Here is a 20,671-nt window from a genome sequence, read left to right as displayed (position 1 = left end):
ATGCAGACTGCTGTAACATAATAATGACATATGTCAATAATTGTGGATGGAGAATAATATGCCCGGAAGAAAAACCAAATCAAGACAGGTTGAAACTATGCCTGAATACACGCAATTCGAGCCACAAGGCATAACTTATGGAGAACAGATTGTTCTATCTGTAGATGAATTTGAGACCATAAGGCTGATTGATCTTGAGCATCTGAATCAAGAGCTGGCAGCAAATAGGATGAATGTGGCCAGAACTACAGTTACGGCTATCTATGAAAGAGCCAGAACAAAGCTGGCTGACGCAATTGTAAACGGCAAGCTTCTGCTGATCGAAGGGGGGCATGTGCATCTGCAGTATGACGTTGTTGATTACAACATAGGAACAAGAACAGATAAAGGAGATCAAATTATGAGAATTGCAGTAACGTATGACAACGGAAATATTTTTCAGCACTTCGGTAAAACTTCACAATTCAAGCTTTACGATGTGGAAGACGGTAAGGTTATTACATCTCGGGTTGTCGATACCAAAGGTGCAGGTCACGGCGCACTTGCAGGATTTCTGACTGCTAATAAGGTCGATACACTTATATGCGGAGGAATCGGCGGCGGTGCACAACAGGCTTTGAGAGATGCAGACATCAAGCTGTTCGGCGGAGTTTCAGGGAATACGGACGAGGCTGTCGAGATGCTGCTCAAGGATGAACTGGAATTCAATCCGGATGTTCAGTGCAACCACCACGGAGAACATCATCACCATGAAGGAGGATGCGGAAACCACGGTTGTCATAACCTGTAAAACTATGAATGCGGCAGGGATGCACCCTGCCGCATTCAGTCTTTTGATCTCTGTTTAATTAATCTTCATACTCGGAAAACATATCCTTGCTAACTTCGCAAAGCGGGCAAACCCAGTCATCCGGTAAATCCTCGAAAGCTGTTCCCGGCTCGATTCCGTTATCCGGATCACCAACTGCCGGATCATAAACGTATCCGCAAACGTCACATACATACTTCTGCATAGTAATGCCCTCCTCTAAATTAAATCTTAATTTTGCAATCAATTGTTTGTAAATCAATTGTATCATATCCAATTTAATTGTAAAGCATATTCTCTGCTTTTGCATATAATTATTTAATTGTCATATTACAGCATCTTTTAGCTATATGACTGCCTCTGCCTGTCGGTAAGTATTGATTCACCGAGCAGCGTTCAATTTGAGCTGTCAACACTGAATCTGCGAAACAATCTCGGCACTACCCTGTATTCGGTAATTACAATTATTGAGATGTTCCGATTTACTTGTAGAAATGCGCAGATAATGATAGATTTAATTGACGGGAAGAAAGGAAATTAGGATTTGAAACTCAGACTAATTACTATCATTTGTGCTTTGGCCTTCATGACAACAGCTCTGTTCACCGCCGCAGACATTGCTGTATACCATATTCCGGGGTATTATCAGCATCAGTTTGAAGAAAATGAAGTACAGGGCAATCTGAATCGTGAAACAGACATGCAAAACATAATGACCGCCTTTAACGGTATGCTGGAATATCTGCGAGGAAATCGAAATACTCTTAATAATATTAAGATTGTAGCCGATTCTCGCTTACAGGAATTTTATACAGAGCGTGAAAAGCTTCACCTCAGTGATGTCAAAAGAATCTTTCTGAGATCTTATAGAATTAGAAGACTGTCTGCGCTTATATTCGCAATCAGCAGTGCATATTTGATTGCTACCGGAATTTTTTATAATTCAAAACCTAAGGATCACCGTCCTTCCATAACAGCTTCGTTATGCAAACTTTTCGTCTTCACCTGCGTTATTACGAATATCGTTTTCGCATCTCTGATAGGGATAATATCTATAAATTTTGACAAAGCATTTACCATATTTCATCATTTACTGTTTAAAAATGATTACTGGCTGCTGGATCCAAATACCGATGATCTCATTAATCTGCTGCCGGAGTCGTTTTTCATACATATGGCATTGACTATCGTTGGAATATATTCTGTAATTGTCATATCCGTTAATCTGATTGTCGGCGTATTACAAAACTCCTGCTGCAAATAAGATAGGAATTAAAGCAAATTGCCTTGTCCTTATCGCCTATAAAAACAATTAATATGCCATGTGAGATAAAGAAGCTCTATCGTCTGCGTTTATCGTTACGATCCTGCGGATCCTCGATGCGTTGCTGAATGATAGAAACAACTTCATCATTGGTCGGCAGATCAGAGTGTTGAGCATCTTCACCGGTAACCGTCGTTTCAGTATAATGTGCAACCTGTCCCTGATAGATGTACTTTCCGGCACTCACACTGCTGTCAGGCACCAGTTCGTCTGAATCATATGTAATGGTACCTGCCACTGAATACATAGACATGCCTGTGGGTATATTCCCCCGATTAGCTATGAAATCCGCTAACATCTGGGATTTATTGTTGATATTTGTTTCAGAAAAATTATATGGAGTTCCGATGGTCATCAGCCGCTTGAGCTCCACATCATAATTCCCTAAATATTTTTCAATAAATGCAGTATAAATCAGACCTCCGTTGGAATGACCCAACCCCTTAAAGTTATTAAAGCTATATTTATTCTGCAGGTCATTGAAAGCTGAGTTGAACATGGACGCCTGCTTCTTTATATTCCCATATCCGTCATTGTTGTTCTCAAAGCCGACGACAATGACAGGCTCATTATCATTAGGGCTGATGCTGCCTGAATATGTAATCCTCCCGTTATTCCAGACCTTGACCTTGAGCAGGCTGTGTTTGTCTTCCTGCCTGTTCATATTCAGCTTGTCAACCAGACTGTCAAATCGATCTTCAGTCGCCGAGCTTCCCGGAATCATGATAATAGGCGATAAACGGGAATTGTAGAAGGTCTCAATATTCTTAACATTACTCTTTGTCCATGTAAACGACGGGATAGTGAGCACTGTAACAAACAGGAGTATACCGAGCAAGGTGCGCTTAATCGATTTCTTCATCCCGATTTTCCTTTCCATCCATATCCTCCTTCAAAAGCATCTCATGCACACGATTATCCAGCTTGACGAACTGAACATAAATCAATATATCCAAGACAAACAGCGCTATGGAAGCCGTCAATGCACGTATGCTCCCTGCGGTTCCTACAAACGCATACAGTATATTAGGTGTACCCGCCGGTACGGGATAAACCGCCGGAGGGACTATTTTGAAATACAACAAAACTGCTGCCAGCAGCACATTGACGAGCGGTACAACAATAAACGGAACCAGGTATATTAAATTTAAAAAGACCGGAATTCCTACCATCGCCGGAACACCATGGTTAAACAGAGCCGGGAAAATGCTTCTTATCCCGATATTCTGGTCTTTATCACTTGCAGATTTCCATAGAATAGCCACGATCAGGGCCAGAGTGCCGCCAAGCCCCGCCAGGCCTCCATATGCCGCGTAAAGGTTCGTATCTGTAAAAAGCTTTGGTATAGAGCTTGTCGTTCCGCTTCCCAGTGCAGAATTCAGATTGATGATGGCGTCCGGATCACTGATAAAACCGATTTCGTTATACACTGAGCTGTTGCCGACCCACGCGGACACACTCCTCAGCACAGTATCGACCGCTACCTGACGCACGCCTGAACCTATCTTGAAGAAATTACTGAACACTGTGCCGATATAAGAAAACACGTTATAACGTGTTCCAAGTGATATCAAAGCATTACACAGTACAGCTACAGCAATCGATACAAAAACCGGGCGGCCGGTTCGTGGATGATAAACGTAATTGTCATCGACAATCCGGTGACCGGCAGGACTGAGCAGGCGGAAGCTCTGACCGATCAGATAGCCAATGCATATCGCAATAAACAGATTAAAGTTGACAGGTAAATTAATCCTTGTGAGTTCACCATCATTTATAAATTTAGCAAAGAGCTCTCTCGAGTTGACGATCAAGCTGAAAATCAGTGCAGTGATCCCCGCAGTTCCTGCACTTCGTTCATATGCTCTCGCTGTGTATTTTGCAGCGAAATAAGCGGTAATCGTAGCTGTTAGACCTCCCAGCAACGATATCAGATTGGATGTAACCCGGTCTATTAGATTGAAGCGAGGGAACCAGCTTGAGACTTTAAACAGGTTATTGATATATCCGCCTTCATTGAAGACCGCCTCAGAAATCACTAAAACGATTGTCGCGATAAGCAGGAACGGGAAGATAGAAACCAGCGTTTTTTGTGCAATCATGACAATTCGGCGTCTTCTTGTTGATAGAATTATGTTAATAAGTTTCTGCTGCATAATAACTCGGATTGTATCCTATACTCCTTCGGTTCACGTGCATGCCACATGCATGCTTAGACAAAACCGCTACTATATCTCGTATCATATCACACATGATATTGATTCTTTGATAGACAACAAATGATTACTGATATTTTCGGTGAACTTCTCTGACAACGCTTGCGACTGCATCTATTTACCTAAAATCACTCATTCAGCATCATCCTCAGCGAATCATCCGCAAAAAAGGTATTTGCGTTATACAGAAACAGCACATCCGTAATTCCCTCAGCACCAATTAAATCATCCACATTATCAAAATAGTACCGCGGATCGATAACCACAATTTCTCTGTAATGCTGAGCAAGCATCGGAATCACACTGTTTGCATATGAATCCTTGATCAACAGCAGTCTTTTATTGGATTCGGTAGGGGTCTTGACCGTATACATCGGATGATTGCTGCCGCCAAAAACAGTATAGGCATCCTTTTTACCCAGATTGCCGAGTAGATAGAATTTCGTCGTCTTTTTCTTGGTATCAGCATAGTAAATAACCGAAGGCTTTGCACTCTTCTCATCCTTTGGAATATTAATCTTGATGCTGTCATATCTGCCGCCCGTAAATCCACTCTTTGAATACAGCGTCCCGGCAAAATCGTTCTTGACAATCCTGCTCCTGAAGTCAATCGGTGCTCCGATACCCAGAGCCGGCACCAGCTCCCTGTACGCCAGGTACGCCCCATCGCTTGTCCAATGGTGATCGGTTCTGTAATAGATCTGAACATCATTTTTCTTCTTCTTGAAAATATTCCTCACATCAACTGTATTAATCCCGAACGCTTTGATATTTTCGTAAAATGAGTTCATGCTCTTATTCTGATCCGCTAATCTGACAGTTGCAGGAAGCTTATCCTTCAATACGTTACCTGCATTTGGAGCAAGTAAGAATGTCATATTTATATTAGGATATCTCGCCTTAAAGTCCTTCAGGGCTGCTTCGGCACCATCAATTGTTTCCTTTCTTGGGATAACAATATCCTCAATCAGGTATCCGGCTCCGGCTCTGTATACCCCATTCGCCTTAAGCTCACCCTCTGTTGTATCAATTGCAGATTTCACCTTGATAAAGGCTCCCCGCATCAGGAACTGGTCATTGACGTAGCTCTCCATCTTAGACTCCAGTCTGCCTCCCAAATAGCTTGATGCGGATACATGTGGAAATTCCTGCAGCATCCGATTTTCTGCTGCTGAAAACGACTTGTCCGGAATTACAATATTGATCAGAAAAACAGCTGCCAGTGTAATCACAAAGAATACACCGGTATACGCTGCCGTCTTGTTCTCGGAGCTTTGCCCCTGCTCACCCGTAATTTTATTTATATAACTCTTAAGCTTCTTCAAAATTCACTCCTTCGACGGCGGCCAAACAGGTCCGACGACCGGCTATCATCTTTGCTGCTATTTAGCGGTCAGAATCTGAAATAAAGGAAAGGATTATATGATCCGTATACCAGATAGGCAACCGATGCTATCAGCACAGCAAATACAAGCGCTGTCCCTGCTGCCGATTTTTGACTGCAGAATTTCCGGAATCGTTCAATTGGGTATGGTGTAGCGCATACCGCTCCTATGACCAATATTATGAAATTTGTCCTGATGTAGTATAATGCCGTTATGTTGATAAATGGCACCTTCCCCAGTCCAAACATAATCGCCAAATACGACAGCGCCTTACTTATATCTGTTATGCTGAAGAACACCCAGCTTATCATGACCACAACGATGGCATAGACATGTCTACACCATGTCGGAATCTTCTCTAAGTATTTCCCGTATACGTATTTTTCGAAGATCAGCAGCACTCCGAAATAAGCGCCCCACAGCACGAAGTTCCAGCTCGCGCCATGCCATAATCCTGTCAGTGACCACACTATCAACAGGTTAAGAATATGTCTGTAAACCTTAACTCTGTTTCCACCAAGAGGAATATACACATATTCACGGAACCATGTGCTGAGCGACATATGCCATCTACGCCAGAATTCTGTGATTGTGGATGCAATATATGGATAGTTGAAATTTTCATCAAACACGAATCCAAACATCCTGCCCAGTCCGATCGCCATATCGGAATAACCGCTGAAGTCAAAATATATTTGCAGGGTATATGCAGCTATGCCTATCCAGTATAGAACAACCGAAGACTGTCCATGTGGCAAAGCTGAAATCTCCGTGTACAGAGAGCCAAACGTATTTGCAAGTATGACCTTCTTGCCCAGACCGAGAATAAATCTCGATGCACCCTCTCCAAACTTTACCGGATCAGTATCACGATTATCTATCTGTAATTCAACATCCCTGTACTTTACAATCGGTCCCGCAATAAGCTGCGGAAAGAACGAAAGATACAGCGAGAATTTAAGAAGGTTGTACTGCGGCGTCACCTTACCCTTGTATACGTCGAATATATACGACATTGCCTGAAAGGTGTAGAACGAAATTCCAATCGGCAAGGCCAGTGTTGTGTAACGGATGTGAAATCCTGTCAGGGATGTCACTATTTCCATCAGGAACCCGAAGTACTTGAAGAATCCGAGTATTAAAAGATTCACAATCACTGCAAATACGAGGTTGCGCTTCCCCGACCCTCCGTGCCTCTGCTCGTTATTAATCTGTATCGCCATAAAATAGTTGAAAAAAGCACTATAAAGCATCAGGAATAAGTATACAGGCTCTCCCCAGCTGTAGAAAAACAAGCTGGCAGCAAGAAGCACAATGTTGCGAGCCCCTATCTTCTCCTTCGGTATCACGTAGTACAGAAGCATCGTAATCGGCAAGAAATAAAATATGAAGATAATACTGCTAAATAACACTTAATAGCACCTCCTCATACTTATCAGGATCCTTTGCAACTCCATAGAACACGTACCTGCCCCTTGAAGTGATAATGGCGTTCTTGAGCTCCCTGACCTGTTCAGGTCCGTAGTTATCAAAAGCTTCAATCTGACTGTTGATGCGCTTTTCAATTGCGTCCTGTACAGCTTTGATATCAGATTTATTCCTGACCTTGATAATCAAAACCTCATCAACTGAAAGCGCTTCCTTGCTCTTGTAGTACAGGAAGGAATCATAATTATTGGCGTCCAATCCGATAAACTGCACCAGGTCACGTGATTTCTGCTTGCCCAGCTTATCTATTTCAGTCTTCTTGATAAGCTGCGCTTCGATTTGCTTCATCGGTACATCCTTGGCATTCTCATGGTTGTAGACAACGGCGAGAAATGCCAACAGCACGATGATGAGTGCACATTTGAGTATTCTGCCGTATCTTACAGTCTCTCGATGCGTCCTTACCCTCATTACAGTCCGGCCTCCTCAATCATTCTATTAAGCCAATATGGATAATATGTCGTTTGCGCATGAATACCGTCCCCTGCATACAGCTCGGGATGCTCATGCAGAATATCAGCAGTCGGGATATATATGTAGCCCTCTTGTACACACATTTTCTTAATCGCCTTGTTGAACTTCCTGTAATGACTGATGGATTTGTTTTTCTCCATTGCTGCCTCGGTAGGTGCTGAAATGCCGCATACACAAATATTTGTCTTTGGTGAAGCCTTATGAAAAGCCTTAAGTCTGGCGGCATATTTCTTGATAAATGCCTTTTCATCTCCACGATAATTGCCCATGTCGTTCATTCCAAAAGCAAAGAACGCTGTGCTAGGATACGTTCCGGCAGCACTTGCAAACAGGTCATCCCCGGTCATCACACTTGTTCCGATCTTACTGAATACCTGATCGGAACTGAGCCATCCGTATACGCTCAGCCCCTCCGTAACAGAATCTCCAATTACCACGCTTCCCTTGAATTTTCTCATGTATCTGGCCTTGCTGCTCTGTCCGCCCGAGGAAGCATCCCCACCAAGAGCGGAAACTGCTTCTTCAACGTCGGCTACCGAGGTGCTCTGTATTGCCTCAACACTTTTACGATTCTTCTCTATCTCATTGCTGCGAATCGACACCTTGCGGTTGAATTTGAGCAGGTTAAACAGAAATACGACAAGAAAAAGCAGCAGAATCAGAATTGCTACTCTATGTCTGTTCATATCCTTAAAATAATCGGCAACTGCTTCTGCAACCGATTTAAACTTCTTGTTATCAGTCATTTCTTCTCTTCCGGATAAAACTACATATCGTACAGTATATCATCTATACATCATACTGTAAGTTGCTTATTCGAATTAATGCGAACCCGGCATCTAGGACTTCTTAAGCATACCGTAAAATATCACACTGTACTTATTGATAATCTCTACCACCATAAAGCCCATCGCAATGCCGAGACAATTGAGCACAAGCTGTTTCCCTTCGCTTGCAGTATCCTTTGGCATATCCATCACGAGCGCATACATCATAAAGTACAGGTTGTTTCCCGGTACTAGCGGGAAAGCGCAGACACTCTGGAAAATTGTAGCCGGCGCTTTATTTACTCTGGCCATTATCTGTGCATAGCCGGCAACAAATATTGCGCCAATCAGAGTGGCAAAAAAGTAATTGTGCAGCAATCCGTCTGCAAGAACGTACACGCCCCACGTACAGAACGCTCCCATCCCGCAGAACAGCACCTGCTTACCTCTGACGTTGAACCACAGTGCAAAGCCCACGCAAGCGGCGGTGCAGGATATAAACTGAATCATGATATTAGAGTTTAGCTCAGTCATCTTATAACACCCCCTTGAATAATAAAATTGCTGAAGCTATACCAAAGGCAATCCCTGCAGCTCCGATTATCGAATTAGATATATTCAGTATTCCCGCTAAGGTTTCCCTGTGCATAAAATCGCTTATCCCGTTAGTAAATCCGAGCGCACTGATAAGCAGCATAACTACACCTACGGTAATATTACCTGACTTGTTTGCAAATCCAACGTATACCGACAGAATTATAAAAGTCTCAACAATAAATGACTGTATGAAATTCGATATCAGAGGGTTATTCTCGTTGCGCGACAATCTTCTTCCGAGAAATACAATGATTACAGATGCCATCACAGCGACTACGGTATCGGTAAATCCACAGTTGAAGAACACACCAAAGCCTGCTCCGCCAAGAATTCCGGCTAGGTATTCGAGATATGCCGGCTGAGGATTTCTATTCAGAACCTCATGGAGCATACGCTTAACCTCTTCGGGCGGAGGCGTTGTGGCACATATGCACCTTGACAGATTATTCAGATAATCCAGTTTATCAAAATTAATCGATGTCGTGGGAATATGTCTAATCTGCGTGATAATATCCCCGTCTTCAGTCTCAACTGTTGCTTGAATATTGCTGTAAATCACCCAGACGTCTGAATGCTTGAAGCCGTAGCTCTCACACATTCTGTACATACTGTCCTCAACTCTGCCTACTTCAGCACCGGCACGAAGCATTTCCATACCGATATTAAGTATGTTCTTTAGTAGCCTCTTGTAATCCATTTTGAACCTTTCTTTCAATTTATGTTAATATACGTTCTGAATCGCGTCCATAAATGCAGGAATAAGCTGCTTCTTCCTGGACAACAATCCTTCTACCGCAAATCCGCCATCGGTCTCAGATACATCTCCAAAGGCATTAATGATTAACTCTCTTGCATTATCACCGGCATATAGCATCTCCGATGACGATTCTCTGATATTTGTAAGCAGGAAGAATACCATTGAAACGTTGCTCTTTCCACACTCGTGTTCCATGAGAGGCAGAAGTCTTGACTTAATTTTATTAAGTTCACCTTCATTCATGGAGCTAATCTGCCCAACACCGAAGCTTGTACCGCCAAATGTGAATTTCTTGTAATCCTGATAGAAAATTTCTTCCGCGGATTTATCTCCGAGATCTGAACCTGCTTCAAACATCTCTGATGCGAATTTCTCTATATCTATTCCCGCTATCAGCGCAAGTGCCCCCGCCGCCATCTTGTCCTGTGTCGTGCAGGTTGGCGACCTGAACATCAATGTATCCGACACAATTGCAGCGCATAGAAGTCCGGCGATATGCTTTGGCACATCTATTCCTTTCTCAATATACATCTGGTATAAAATCGTTGCCGTGCACCCTACAGGCTGCAGGTTAAAATATATCGGCTGCAGGGTCTGGATAGTCCCCAGCCTGTGGTGGTCAACGATCTCCAGAATATCGGCATCGTCAATATTATCCACTGCCTGAGACTTCTCATTGTGATCGACCAGAATAACCTGTTTCCTGCGAATATTCAACAGATTTCGTCTCGATACCGTTCCGATATAATGTCCCCTGCTGTCTGTAACCGGAAACGCCCTGTGCCTTGTTGCTCCCATCGCTGATTTTACATCATCTGTGTAATCATCTAATTTGAAGCTCCGGATTGAATCATGCGTCATAAACGCTCCAAGTGGAACACTTTTGTTGATCTCGCGGGATACTGAAAAGGTGTCAAGCTCTGTTTCGATTATGACGGCATCTTTTTCCCCGGCCAATTCAATCACATCTGCCGCGGCCTTCGCTCCGAGACACAGTATAATACAGTCAGCGCCGGAATTAAGAGCGCCTATCTGATTCTCTCTTCTGTCCACCAGGATTACGAGATCGTGAGGCTGAACAGCCCCCCGCATTCTTTCGACAAGAGCAGCACCCACGAGCACCTTGCCCTTGCTGAATAATCTATCGCCTTCTCCCGATACTATCCTACCGTCTATAGTTGCCGCAATATCATTGAATCTCGGAGAGGTAGTCGATAAGAACGAACTGCTTTCCGCATCCATAAATGTTCTGGCAATATCGCCCTTGGTTATAAGGCCTATGACCTTATCATTCTCCGTAATCGGCTGCGTAACGGCCTCGCTCTTGCCCATGATATCCCAGGCTTCCTTGATGGTCATCTCCTTAGGGACGCCGGGCGTGCGGCGGATCTCCATATCCCTGACCTGAGTAGCCACGTTGTCGACGTACTCAGGGACATCGACACCAAATTTTTCAAGGACGAACTTGGTCTCACCGTTAATTTCACCCGCGCGTCGAGCCACATAGTTGTCAGTATTGGTAATCCTATTCTTGATCTCGGCATAAGCAAGAGCCGAGCAGATTGAATCTGTGTCCGGATTCTTGTGTCCTGTTATTATTATCTTCTTGTCACTATCCATGTCATCCTCCCGGATATCTTATAAATTGGCAACGCCACACTCATACGAGTGCGGCGAAACTATGCATATAACAGACTGTAGCTGCTCCGGCACCTACATCCGAGGGTGAATGAGCTACTTGATGGTGATTGTCCTGATAACCTGATCTTCGTTAGGCTTATCCATCATATTGCGAGGTACTCCTACGATGCGATCCGCCTCGTCCATTCCCTCTGTGACCTTGCCAAATGCTGCATACTGTCCGTCCAGATGTGGCGAATCTGCTACCATGATGAAGAACTGTGAACCAGCCGAATCAGGATCCATAGAGCGTGCCATGGACAGAACACCTCTAGTGTGTTTGAGGTCATTCTTAAATCCGTTTGCTGTAAACTCTCCCGGGATGCTGTATCCGGGGCCGCCCATACCGGTTCCGTCCGGGCACCCGCCCTGGATCATGAATCCCGGAATTACCCTATGGAAAATAAGGCCGTCGTAAAAGCCCTTCTCGCACAGCTCTACAAAATTCTCAACTGACTTGGGTGCGATATCCTCGTATAATTCGCCGCTCATACGCGCGCCGTTTTCCATCTCAATTACGAAATTCTTCATCGGTTTCTCCTTTATCTCTATACAAATCTCTATACAAAATTCTTCGGATTATTCGTCTCACTTATCTGATTCTACATCATGAATTTGGTTGTAGCAATAACTGTAAACCTTAATTTTCGATTAATCTATGCCGATTCTTTCACGTAACTCCAGTCTATACCTCGCACGTAAAGCCGGCACATCTAAGAGCGTTTATTCAGCACATCTTTCGAGCTCAATCAGAAAGCAGCCTTGTACACCATGATCAGAAAATCAAATTGATGAGTCCCAACAGGAACCCTATCAGAGCCCCCAGATTGACGATGGTGTTGAGCTCCTTTCGCATGACCTCCATCACCATATCCTCGAGCTGCTCCACCTCCATATCATCAATCTTCCGCCTAACCATTCCTGCGATGTCGAGCTTAGAGATCACTTCCGGCACAACTGCCCTTACTGTTTTCCTATAAATCTCTCTTATCTTAGCGCGCAGTTCATCATCACTCACACCGGCGCCCGTCATGATGTTGTACACATTATCACGGCGCAGCTTCCCCATATTGATGCTGACCTCCGGCGCCAGAAATTTATAGCAGTGTTCGCTTATATACACGCCCATGTTATCTGAGATAGAGCCGAGCAGTCCGCGAACGGTTTCCGGGTTGAGGAACATTCCGATCATTGAACCCCCGAGCTGTTCATTTATAATCTGTCCACCCTTCTCCTTGATGATGTCAGCAAAGTTGATGCTCCTGACAGCATCAGAAATCCGCTCTGTCACTATGTCGTCCAGCTTGCCCATAAGCGCCTCATACTCCTCTTCAGAGTTGGTAGCTGCTCTAAATCCACTGTCTATATCGGCATGCAGCAGCTCCATAGCCCTGTCTACGATTGCGTCTTCAGTCTCCCCGGCGAGCGCTCTGCTCTCGATATCCTTGTCTGTAACCAGATAGGTGGAAATTACTTCTCCCACGGCTCTAGCCAGCCTCGACTTGCCCTTTGGAACAGCTCCCGGCGTCAGCGGTATTCGGTGTCCCAGGATGTATTTCTCGCGACGCGGTCTGAACAGCATCTTGACCGCAATATAATTCGTACAATATCCTATAAGCGCTCCAATCAGCGGAGCAACGATATATCTAAACATCTAAAAGCCTCCCCTACGCATGCACGAAATTATACCACTAACTGGACGAAAATTGCATAATAATGTAAGATATTCCGGTAATTTACTATAATATTTATGTTTTAAAATTCTGCCCACACGACAGCTTCAAAAGCACCACAGCCATTGCATTTCGACGTCAGGCTATTTGGGATGGGGCGCTGTGTCCCATTGATAATGACCGCGATGTTGAAAGTATACGAAGTGCAATGTTGACGGTATGCTGCCTTGCTGCACGGCAAAAGGGGTGCAAGTCCCTGATATGGATGCTCAATCAATTTTCAAGAAGCGAATTAATATATGGAAGAGAGGCTATAGAACGTCTCAATCGTAGTAGAGTAGCTGTATTCGGCGTCGGCGGTGTCGGGGGCTATGTAGTCGAAGCCCTAGCCAGGTCAGGCGTCGGAACCCTTGATATTATCGATAACGATGACGTCAGTCTGACCAATATCAACAGACAGCTTATCGCAACTCACGAGACTATCGGTATGAGCAAGGTCGATATATGCGAGACTAGAATTCATCAGATCAATCCTGACTGCATCGTCAACAAACATAAGGTGTTCTATCTTCCCGAAACATCCGAGACCTTTGACTTTGGCGATTACGATTATGTGGTTGACGCTATTGACACGGTATCTGCCAAGCTCGATATTATAGAGAAATGCAAGACATTCAACATACCTATAATATCCAGCATGGGCTGTGGCAACCGCATCGATCCTACCAGACTGGAGATTGCAGATATCTCCAAGACGCACATGGATCCGCTTGCCAAGGTCATCCGCAAAGGCCTCAAAGGCAAGCGTATCAAACACGTCAAGGTGGTTTTCTCCACGGAAGCGCCGATTGTCCCTATCGTTTCGGATGGTGAACAGACAGGAAGCACCGGAGCTGCCGGCAGACAAACTCCGGGCTCAACGCCATTCGTGCCGGCCGCTGCCGGTCTCATCATAGCAAGTGAGGTAGTGCGCGACCTCACGGACTACCAAACGATTAATCATTTAAAAGGTCCGGCGAAACGGTAATCCATTTCGCCGGACCTTTTCCAATTACCTTAATTGCATATCTTAATTGAACATGATATTTATCATATTCATCGACTTTGAAATAAAAGGCACAAGTGTATTTCGGCACACCGTCGCTCCTGTTCGGCAGTTAATTGCTGCACTCTCAGGGGCAGGGATAATGCAGTCACTCCTCTCTTCTTCTGAATTTCACAAGCACAACTGTTAAAGCAGCGCTCATAACAAGGAGAAGTGTAAATCCGATGAAATTCCGGGAATCCCCGGTCTTAACCGTTGAATTTACAGATTTTGTGTGCTTAATATGTATAGTACCGCTCTTTGATGTAATATTCTCATACGGTTTATTAGCAGTTACATCATCCTCTCTGATGAGAATTCTCGCATGCAAATTCCCTTTCCCTGTAGAAATTGCAATATCGTGATTTCCTGCCTTAAGTGAATCAAGATAAGTTTTCTTGAAGCCGATTATTATACTTCCTGAGCGCAGCGTATATGCGTTCCCATCAGCTACTGTTTGTCCATCCACCATAACTCTGATGTTATTGCTATCATTGTCGAAGTTCAGACCTATTATCTTGAATTCGGCGCCTTTAGACTTACCCTTCGTATATATGATTTGATTACCCTTGGCAACAACTCCGTTATTGATGTTGATCGATGGGTCATCTGCAGTGATGCGTATCTGCGGCTGTGGGATTGGCTCCTCTTCCTGCACCTTGCTAAGTGCATTTCTAATAGCCTCGTGAATGCCGACACTGCTTATAGTAGCTCCTGATATCGCATCAATTCCCAAATCCTTACTGCTGCTGCTATTCTTGACGTCAGACACCTTCTTGCCCTTATATTTTGAAAGGTTCTCGACAGCTTGCTTGAAATACCCTCCGTTATGTTCCTCGTCATCGTTAGGGTCATCTGTAACCGTTCCGTTATTGATAACATGAACGATAATTCCATTTTTGACCCATACCTTTACCTTAATAGTATAAGGTTCGATATAATGGGTCTTTTTAACTCTGAACTCACCTTCATATGCTTTAGCATCCTTAAGCTCGTCTGTATCCTCGTCAAGTGCCTTAAGTGCGACAGATAAGGTATTTATAAGATGTGCTACCTTCTCATCGGAAATATTAATATAGAAAAGATTTTCCTTGGCCTCCTTGTAGGCGGTTTCTACATTTGCCCACTTGTCAGCATCATATTTGTTCTTTTGCGGTTCCAGTTCTTCTTTCTTGAACATCAATTTGCTTAATTCGGATCTTCTCACAATCCAGCGGATCGACTTGATGCTGCCCCTTACACTTGCCTGAGATGCCTCGCTGTCAGCATAGATATTCTTACCCTCCTGCAGCGTCTCATCAAACATTTCTTTGAACTTGGATGTCAGCTTCGTACTGTCTATTTTTTCCGCCTCATCTATAGCCTTCTTAAGCTCTGCCTTGTCAGCGTGATCGGCCTTTTTCTTAGGATCGATAACGAAGGTCTTACCCTGATCATCTGTAAGCCCGTTCGGATTCTTACCTTCAGGAGTGTTCACGACTACGGGTGCGGGATTTTTCTTGCTCGGATTATTTACAAAAGCTTGAAACCCTATATTTTTGAGCGAGGCCGGTGCATCAAGCTCCTTGAACTGATTATCACCGAAGGCTTGACTGCCTATGGATTCCAAACCATCGGGAAGCGTAATTTCCTTTAGCTTGTTATCAGCAAAGGCTAAGCTCTCGATAGTTTTCAGCTTACTGCCTTTAGCAAACTTTACCTCTGTAAGATTGCAGCGTCTGAAGGATGCGTTCATTACAGTTCTCACCGAAGCCGGTATCTCCAATTTGCCCAGTTCGCACATGAAGAAGCACGCCTGATCAATATATTCGATTTTATCGTTCCATTCTATCTTCGTTACATTTGACATCATGAAAACACCCATGCCCAACTTCTTCAGATCACGAGGCATTTTAAACTTGTCGATATTGTTGAACTGGAAAGCATAATCTTCAATTACCGTAACGGTTTCAGGCAATCTGATGCTCTCTATGTCATAGCCTTTATTGAGGTTCCTAAATGCATCTATGCCTATTGTCAGTACTGGTTTTCCGTCAGGAGTTTTATCCGGAATTACCAAATTCTTGTTCTTCTTGATTTTAAGCTGTCCCTGTTCAGAAAAGCCTTTTACTGTTGTATCGTCATATTCAAAATCATCTACAGTCCACTTCTTATAATCAATACCCGGATTTACCCCCGGCTCCTTAGGATCTATCAGATAGTTCTCTGCGTCCTTCAGCTTATTAGGATTTTTACCCGACGCAGTATGGATGATCAGCTTGCCCTTATAATTATCGGAACCGGTATTTGTCGTAAAGGCCTGAGCACCTATTGACTTTAAAGAATCCGGAACAGTGATCTCCTCAAGTCTGTTTTCAGCAAATGCCAGCCTACCTATTGACACAAGATTATTACCCTTGAAGATAATCCTGCTGAGTCTGTTTCCTCTCATCATTGCAGATGAAATCTCATCCATACCGGCAGGCACAACAAGACCGGTGAATTCGTTTCTGAAGAAAGCAGCCGGTCCTACATATTCCATGCTGTCCGGAAGAACCAACTCGCCTCCGCAGCCGTTAAATGCAAACGCAGTGCTTCCGATATATACATACCCTTCAGGTATTTTCAGCGTATTCAAACGCTTAGTACCAAATGATCCCGCAAAAGCTCTGTCATCAACTGCCTCAACATTCTTCCCCTTGGTGTCTATATTGGGCAACACCAAATCTTTGTTAGTCTTGACCTTCTCTCTTCCCTTATCGGAAAATCCGGCAACACTATTCAATTCAACAGGAACCTTTTTCCCGTTCTCAAGCTTATTGAGCTTGAGTGTCTTGTATATAAAATCATCCGCTTGCCACTTTTCTTCGTCCTGCTGCGGCAGCTTAGGATCGACTATATAATTACCTCTGTTGACCAGCTTATTCGGATTATCCTTATTAGGAGTCCATAGAATTACTTTGTTTTCATTCGGCTTAAGAGGATTCCTTTTGCCCGGATTGTTATCAAATGCATCCGCCTTAATCCCGTCAATGCCGTTCTCCCTGTTCTTGAGGCTCTTAGGTATGTTTACCTCTGTAAGCTTGTTGCCGGCAAAGGCTTTTGAATAAATATGCCTTACCTTTGAACCCATCTCCACACTTTCGAGGCTATTGTTCATAAAGCTCTCAGGTCCGATCGATTCACAAACCTCCGGCAGCTTTATGTGCTTGAGATTGTTCCCTTTAAATGCTGCTTTTGACGGATATTTGAAGCTGTTAGGTAATGACAACTCGCTTAATCTGTTATCCTCAAATGCAGAATCATTTGCATAGAGCAGCCCTTCGTGTAACACAGCCTTTTTCAAGCCGCAGCTTTTAAATGAATTATTCTGGATATGCGTATAGTTCCCGGGAACCTCAACGCTATCCATCTTTATTCCTTTAAATGCATCTTCATATACCCAAACAGGGATATTGCCCTTTGTATCACGCGATGGGAGAATTACGGATTTAAGGGATTTGAGCTTTTCCTTTCCTTTTTCAGAAAACCCTTTGACTGAATACTCGTAAAGGTAGAAATCATCGTCCGGTGTTCCAAGCTCATAATATCCGTATTCAAAATCTTCAGCACACCATTTATCAAGTGTATATTTGTCCTTTAATCTAACCTCTACGGTCACCGCCTTTTTAGGCATAACAAAGCTGTTGTCCTTCACGGGAACCGTGCTGTATTCACCACTCTTTACCTTGATATCCAGCAGCTCTTTGCTATTGTCGGTGATGGAATAGTTGATCTTTACTTTATCGCCGTCATTAGCCTTGTCTTTCGGATCAGTCGTGACAGTGACTCCCGCATCAGCCTTGACGGTAATATTATACGACTCTTTGACTCTAAGGTATTTAGGCTTTACGTTATTCCCGAATGCCTGAAAATCGACGCTAACGCGACCCTTGTAGTTATCAATCTCGACACTTGTCAATGGATTTCCGCCAAACGCATTGAGAGCAATCACTCTTACCGAATTCGGAATGAAAAGCTCTGTTATATCGTTATAGCAGAATGCATTTGGTTCAATTATCTGTAAAGTCGTCGGAAGTGTAACGGCTGTTAATGCATTGCCCGCAAATGCGCTGTCCTCGATTTTGAGGATGTTCTTAGGAAGTGTTACCGATACAAGCTTTGACGTTGATGATAAATTTCTCTCCAGAAATGCATTTTTACCTATAACCTCAACTTTATTTCCCTTTATAGCATCGGGAATAATCAGATTAAGATTTTTCTTGCGTTTTTCTTTACCGGAATCTGTCAGACCGGTCACCTTGCACACATTTCTCTGAAGTTCATGATCCCACCCGATCTCATACTCGAAATCCTCTTCCTTGTACTTTTCAGAGGGTGAATTCTGCGCTACTATATCATATTTATCCTTGTCTTTCGGATCTATTGCAAGGGTTTCAGGATTCTCAGCCACAAGCTTCAGCTTTCCGTTAGGGTTGCCTGACTTGTTGTTTTCAAACGCATTGAAGCTAATCTTGGTAATATTGGCAGGAACAACAACTTCATCCAGATAGTTGTTTGCAAATGTAAATCCCCATATTGTTTTCATACCCTTAGACAATATGAGTTTCTTTATTTTATTCTTGCTAAAAGCTCCATAGCCTATATTTTGTATTGTGTCCGGGAGCCTAAGCTCGCTAATTTCATTATTATAGAAAGCTTGAGGATCTATTTCCGTCACTGCCGACGGAAAACTCACAGCCTTGATACCTAAGTCTTTAAACCCATTGCTGCCAATTCGGCTTACAGGTGATCCGTGCTGTGTCTTGAGTGCAGGAAAATCAAGTACGCCGTTTTTTGCTTTGAGCTTGGCTTTACCGGACTCTGTCAGGCCGTTGAAATTGACACCGGAGATATAGAAATCATCTTCGTTAAACGGCTGACTTCTCAGGTTCGCAGCACCCTTCTTTATCTCGGTCTTACTCTCTGTGCCTGTCCTGCCATCCGAAGAGATTTGTTTGTCAACATCTTTCCGGACAGCTGTTCTGTCAGTTGAATCTGAAACAACAGGCTCCTTTTTTTCGGGTGCCGCTACAGCATTTTCTGTCACTGGCTGTTCGCTCTTGTCTGCAATCTGTCCGGTCTCGGCAAAAGTGAAGGTTGGACCGAAGCTAAGCGACAGCATTATCACAGTGAGGATTAAGCTGACATTCTTCTTGAAATTTTTCATACCTTATCCTTTCTTAAATTAATAAATAGTGACTGCTACTTACGCCACCCGCACTCCCAATTGGTTGATATGATTAGAAAATCAACGTTTAGAGCTCCGCAGGCGCGTATTAATTAATGCTTAAAGCTTGAGTGATAAAAACTAAAACTACAGTTGGGTTAGAGTTCTCTAACCCAACTGTAGTTTTAGTCTACCATAGCAATAGATATATAATCAAGCATTCTATCTGAAATAAACGACAGGCATATCTTCTAAGTTTTCCATGCCGGTCTGATCCTTTTGTTGAAGCTATTCTCTACATATTTGTTTCCGGATTTATTTCTGGCAATGACGACAATACACGCTGCTTCTGCCGGCGATAGTCGTCCGTTCCAGAGGCCTTCCACACCTAATGCAAGGCTCCCCCGCACGATTGTATACCTGAAGGAATGGAGTGTTGCGATATTCTATCCCTCTTCCTGCCAGATAGTCTGCCGGTGATATCTGATTCTTGTCTATCATAAATCTCATCATCTGAGGTATCTCCCTCGCCAACCTCCTCCACTCATCATATGTGAGCGAGCTGCAAGGCCTAGTAGGAATAATGCCGCTTCGGAACAGGACTTCGTCGGTGTAAATATTTCCGAGCCCTGCGATAACGTGCTGATCGAGGAGTCCCGTCTTGATTGCCGTCCCTCGTTTGGCAAGCCGCTCACGCAAATAATCCGCACTCAAAGTGTCATCCGTCGCTTCAGCTCCGAGCTCGCCTATGCCGGTCGCTGCAAATTCTGTTCCGGTTCTCACTATCCAGATGCCGCCAAAGCGACGCTGGTCGATATAACGCAGTTCCCGCTTGTCGCCGGCTGCACCCGAGAGCTTGAACACAACATGCGTATGTTTGATCTGCTCGTATCCGGGCAGAGTTATGAGCAGCACACCGGTCATGCGAAAATGAACAACGAATTTGAGCTCCGCATCCTCCGAAGTTATCATGTTGAATATCAGGAATTTGCCGCGTCTCAGCACTGTGTCGAACCGGCTTCCAATAGCACATCGACGGAACTCCTCCGGGGCACAGTTCCTGATGACCTTGGCCAGCCCTATCTCCACATCGTCAATCATACAGCCACTCAGCTGCGGTTCCAATATTCTCTTGGCAGTTTCGACCTCAACCAGCTCCGGCACTATCTCCACATCCTTTCTCTCACATAAAAAGCTGCCGCACGGCGTAAACCCGTGCACAGCAGCTAT

General features: G+C 44.0%; 17 protein-coding genes. 3 read left to right on the top strand and 14 right to left on the bottom strand.

Features of this window, described 5'->3' with window-relative positions; all coding sequences use genetic code 11:
- The first annotated feature begins 58 nt into the window (after positions 1–58).
- The gene (locus tag HMPREF0581_RS06150) at positions 59–790 is read left to right on the top strand and encodes a DUF134 domain-containing protein (protein WP_009643309.1); all 732 of its coding nucleotides are present in this window, start codon (positions 59–61) and stop codon (positions 788–790) included.
- Positions 791–848: 58 nt separating this feature from the next.
- Here HMPREF0581_RS06150 and rd read toward each other — a convergent pair whose 3' ends face one another.
- On the bottom strand, positions 849–1,013 hold the full coding sequence (gene rd, locus HMPREF0581_RS06145) for a rubredoxin (protein WP_009643306.1): 165 nt from the start codon (positions 1,011–1,013) through the stop codon (positions 849–851).
- Positions 1,014–1,352: 339 nt separating this feature from the next.
- Between rd and HMPREF0581_RS08350 the strand changes: the two genes are divergently transcribed.
- Positions 1,353–2,072 carry a TIGR01906 family membrane protein gene (locus HMPREF0581_RS08350; protein ID WP_051426959.1) on the top strand — a complete coding sequence of 240 codons (720 nt, stop codon included), beginning with the start codon at positions 1,353–1,355 and terminating at the stop codon, positions 2,070–2,072.
- Between the two features lie 76 nt (positions 2,073–2,148).
- On the opposite strand, the gene HMPREF0581_RS06135 is transcribed toward HMPREF0581_RS08350, so the two are convergent.
- The 11 genes from HMPREF0581_RS06135 to HMPREF0581_RS06085 all read right to left on the bottom strand — a co-directional run bounded on the left by HMPREF0581_RS06135 (position 2,149) and on the right by HMPREF0581_RS06085 (position 13,150).
- Entirely contained in the window at positions 2,149–3,012 is an 864-nt protein-coding gene (locus tag HMPREF0581_RS06135) for an alpha/beta hydrolase (RefSeq protein ID WP_009643318.1), read from the bottom strand.
- Positions 2,978–4,234 (bottom strand): PTS sugar transporter subunit IIC, encoded by a 1,257-nt coding sequence (locus tag HMPREF0581_RS06130; RefSeq protein WP_207637011.1) that lies wholly within the window; start codon positions 4,232–4,234, stop codon positions 2,978–2,980. The genes HMPREF0581_RS06135 and HMPREF0581_RS06130 overlap by 35 nt, the downstream gene beginning before the upstream one ends.
- 242 nt (positions 4,235–4,476) lie before the next feature.
- Positions 4,477–5,673, bottom strand: a complete 1,197-nt coding sequence (locus tag HMPREF0581_RS06125; RefSeq protein WP_051426958.1) for a DHHW family protein — start codon at positions 5,671–5,673, stop codon at positions 4,477–4,479.
- Between the two features lie 68 nt (positions 5,674–5,741).
- Entirely contained in the window at positions 5,742–7,145 is a 1,404-nt protein-coding gene (locus HMPREF0581_RS06120; RefSeq protein ID WP_009643286.1) for an MBOAT family O-acyltransferase, read from the bottom strand.
- Positions 7,135–7,632: a DUF4358 domain-containing protein gene (locus tag HMPREF0581_RS06115; protein ID WP_009643308.1), complete on the bottom strand. Its 498-nt coding sequence runs from the start codon at positions 7,630–7,632 to the stop codon at positions 7,135–7,137. The genes HMPREF0581_RS06120 and HMPREF0581_RS06115 overlap by 11 nt, the downstream gene beginning before the upstream one ends.
- Positions 7,632–8,441, bottom strand: coding sequence for a GDSL-type esterase/lipase family protein (locus tag HMPREF0581_RS06110; RefSeq protein ID WP_009643292.1), 810 nt, complete (start codon positions 8,439–8,441; stop codon positions 7,632–7,634). Before HMPREF0581_RS06110 ends, HMPREF0581_RS06115 begins: the two co-directional genes overlap by 1 nt.
- A 93-nt stretch (positions 8,442–8,534) precedes the next feature.
- Complete coding sequence (locus HMPREF0581_RS08935) at positions 8,535–8,996, bottom strand: threonine/serine exporter family protein (RefSeq protein WP_009643300.1); 462 nt, start codon at positions 8,994–8,996, stop codon at positions 8,535–8,537.
- A 1-nt stretch (position 8,997) separates the two neighbouring features.
- Positions 8,998–9,756, bottom strand: a complete 759-nt coding sequence (locus HMPREF0581_RS08930) for a threonine/serine exporter family protein (RefSeq protein WP_009643324.1) — start codon at positions 9,754–9,756, stop codon at positions 8,998–9,000.
- A 24-nt stretch (positions 9,757–9,780) separates the two neighbouring features.
- Positions 9,781–11,436 (bottom strand): putative manganese-dependent inorganic diphosphatase, encoded by a 1,656-nt coding sequence (locus HMPREF0581_RS06095; protein ID WP_009643295.1) that lies wholly within the window; start codon positions 11,434–11,436, stop codon positions 9,781–9,783.
- Between the two features lie 114 nt (positions 11,437–11,550).
- On the bottom strand, positions 11,551–12,027 hold the full coding sequence (locus HMPREF0581_RS06090; protein ID WP_009643297.1) for a peptidylprolyl isomerase: 477 nt from the start codon (positions 12,025–12,027) through the stop codon (positions 11,551–11,553).
- Between the two features lie 244 nt (positions 12,028–12,271).
- The gene (locus HMPREF0581_RS06085) at positions 12,272–13,150 is read right to left on the bottom strand and encodes a DUF445 domain-containing protein (RefSeq protein WP_036381363.1); all 879 of its coding nucleotides are present in this window, start codon (positions 13,148–13,150) and stop codon (positions 12,272–12,274) included.
- A 284-nt stretch (positions 13,151–13,434) separates the two neighbouring features.
- On the opposite strand from HMPREF0581_RS06085, the gene HMPREF0581_RS06080 reads away from it, so the two are divergent.
- On the top strand, positions 13,435–14,196 hold the full coding sequence (locus HMPREF0581_RS06080) for a tRNA threonylcarbamoyladenosine dehydratase (RefSeq protein ID WP_036381417.1): 762 nt from the start codon (positions 13,435–13,437) through the stop codon (positions 14,194–14,196).
- 166 nt (positions 14,197–14,362) lie between these two features.
- On the opposite strand, the gene HMPREF0581_RS06075 is transcribed toward HMPREF0581_RS06080, so the two are convergent.
- Positions 14,363–19,441 carry a leucine-rich repeat protein gene (locus tag HMPREF0581_RS06075; RefSeq protein WP_036381360.1) on the bottom strand — a complete coding sequence of 1,693 codons (5,079 nt, stop codon included), beginning with the start codon at positions 19,439–19,441 and terminating at the stop codon, positions 14,363–14,365.
- A gap of 315 nt (positions 19,442–19,756) precedes the next feature.
- Entirely contained in the window at positions 19,757–20,614 is an 858-nt protein-coding gene (gene mutM / locus HMPREF0581_RS06070) for a bifunctional DNA-formamidopyrimidine glycosylase/DNA-(apurinic or apyrimidinic site) lyase (protein WP_009643319.1), read from the bottom strand.
- Positions 20,615–20,671: the final 57 nt, after the last annotated feature.

Origin of the sequence: Mogibacterium timidum ATCC 33093 (genome assembly GCF_000525775.1) — a bacterium.
GTDB classification, from domain to species: domain Bacteria; phylum Bacillota; class Clostridia; order Peptostreptococcales; family Anaerovoracaceae; genus Mogibacterium; species Mogibacterium timidum.
This window is presented reverse-complemented; position numbering and strand designations above follow the sequence as displayed.

Bases quoted from the DNA above. Each gene is read 5' to 3' on its own strand.
- HMPREF0581_RS06135 (WP_009643318.1), bottom strand. From the start codon at position 3,012: ATGGAAAGGAAAATCGGGATGAAGAAATCGATTAAGCGCACCTTGCTC.
- HMPREF0581_RS06095 (WP_009643295.1), bottom strand. From the start codon at position 11,436: ATGGATAGTGACAAGAAGATAATAATAACAGGACACAAGAATCCGGAC.
- HMPREF0581_RS06085 (WP_036381363.1), bottom strand. From the start codon at position 13,150: ATGTTTAGATATATCGTTGCTCCGCTGATTGGAGCGCTTATAGGATAT.
- HMPREF0581_RS06110 (WP_009643292.1), bottom strand. From the start codon at position 8,441: ATGACTGATAACAAGAAGTTTAAATCGGTTGCAGAAGCAGTTGCCGAT.
- HMPREF0581_RS06115 (WP_009643308.1), bottom strand. From the start codon at position 7,632: ATGAGGGTAAGGACGCATCGAGAGACTGTAAGATACGGCAGAATACTC.
- HMPREF0581_RS06150 (WP_009643309.1), top strand. From the start codon at position 59: ATGCCCGGAAGAAAAACCAAATCAAGACAGGTTGAAACTATGCCTGAA.
- HMPREF0581_RS08930 (WP_009643324.1), bottom strand. From the start codon at position 9,756: ATGGATTACAAGAGGCTACTAAAGAACATACTTAATATCGGTATGGAA.
- HMPREF0581_RS08935 (WP_009643300.1), bottom strand. From the start codon at position 8,996: ATGACTGAGCTAAACTCTAATATCATGATTCAGTTTATATCCTGCACC.
- HMPREF0581_RS06090 (WP_009643297.1), bottom strand. From the start codon at position 12,027: ATGAAGAATTTCGTAATTGAGATGGAAAACGGCGCGCGTATGAGCGGC.
- HMPREF0581_RS06130 (WP_207637011.1), bottom strand. From the start codon at position 4,234: ATGATTGCACAAAAAACGCTGGTTTCTATCTTCCCGTTCCTGCTTATC.
- HMPREF0581_RS06075 (WP_036381360.1), bottom strand. From the start codon at position 19,441: ATGAAAAATTTCAAGAAGAATGTCAGCTTAATCCTCACTGTGATAATG.
- rd (WP_009643306.1), bottom strand. From the start codon at position 1,013: ATGCAGAAGTATGTATGTGACGTTTGCGGATACGTTTATGATCCGGCA.
- HMPREF0581_RS06080 (WP_036381417.1), top strand. From the start codon at position 13,435: ATGCTCAATCAATTTTCAAGAAGCGAATTAATATATGGAAGAGAGGCT.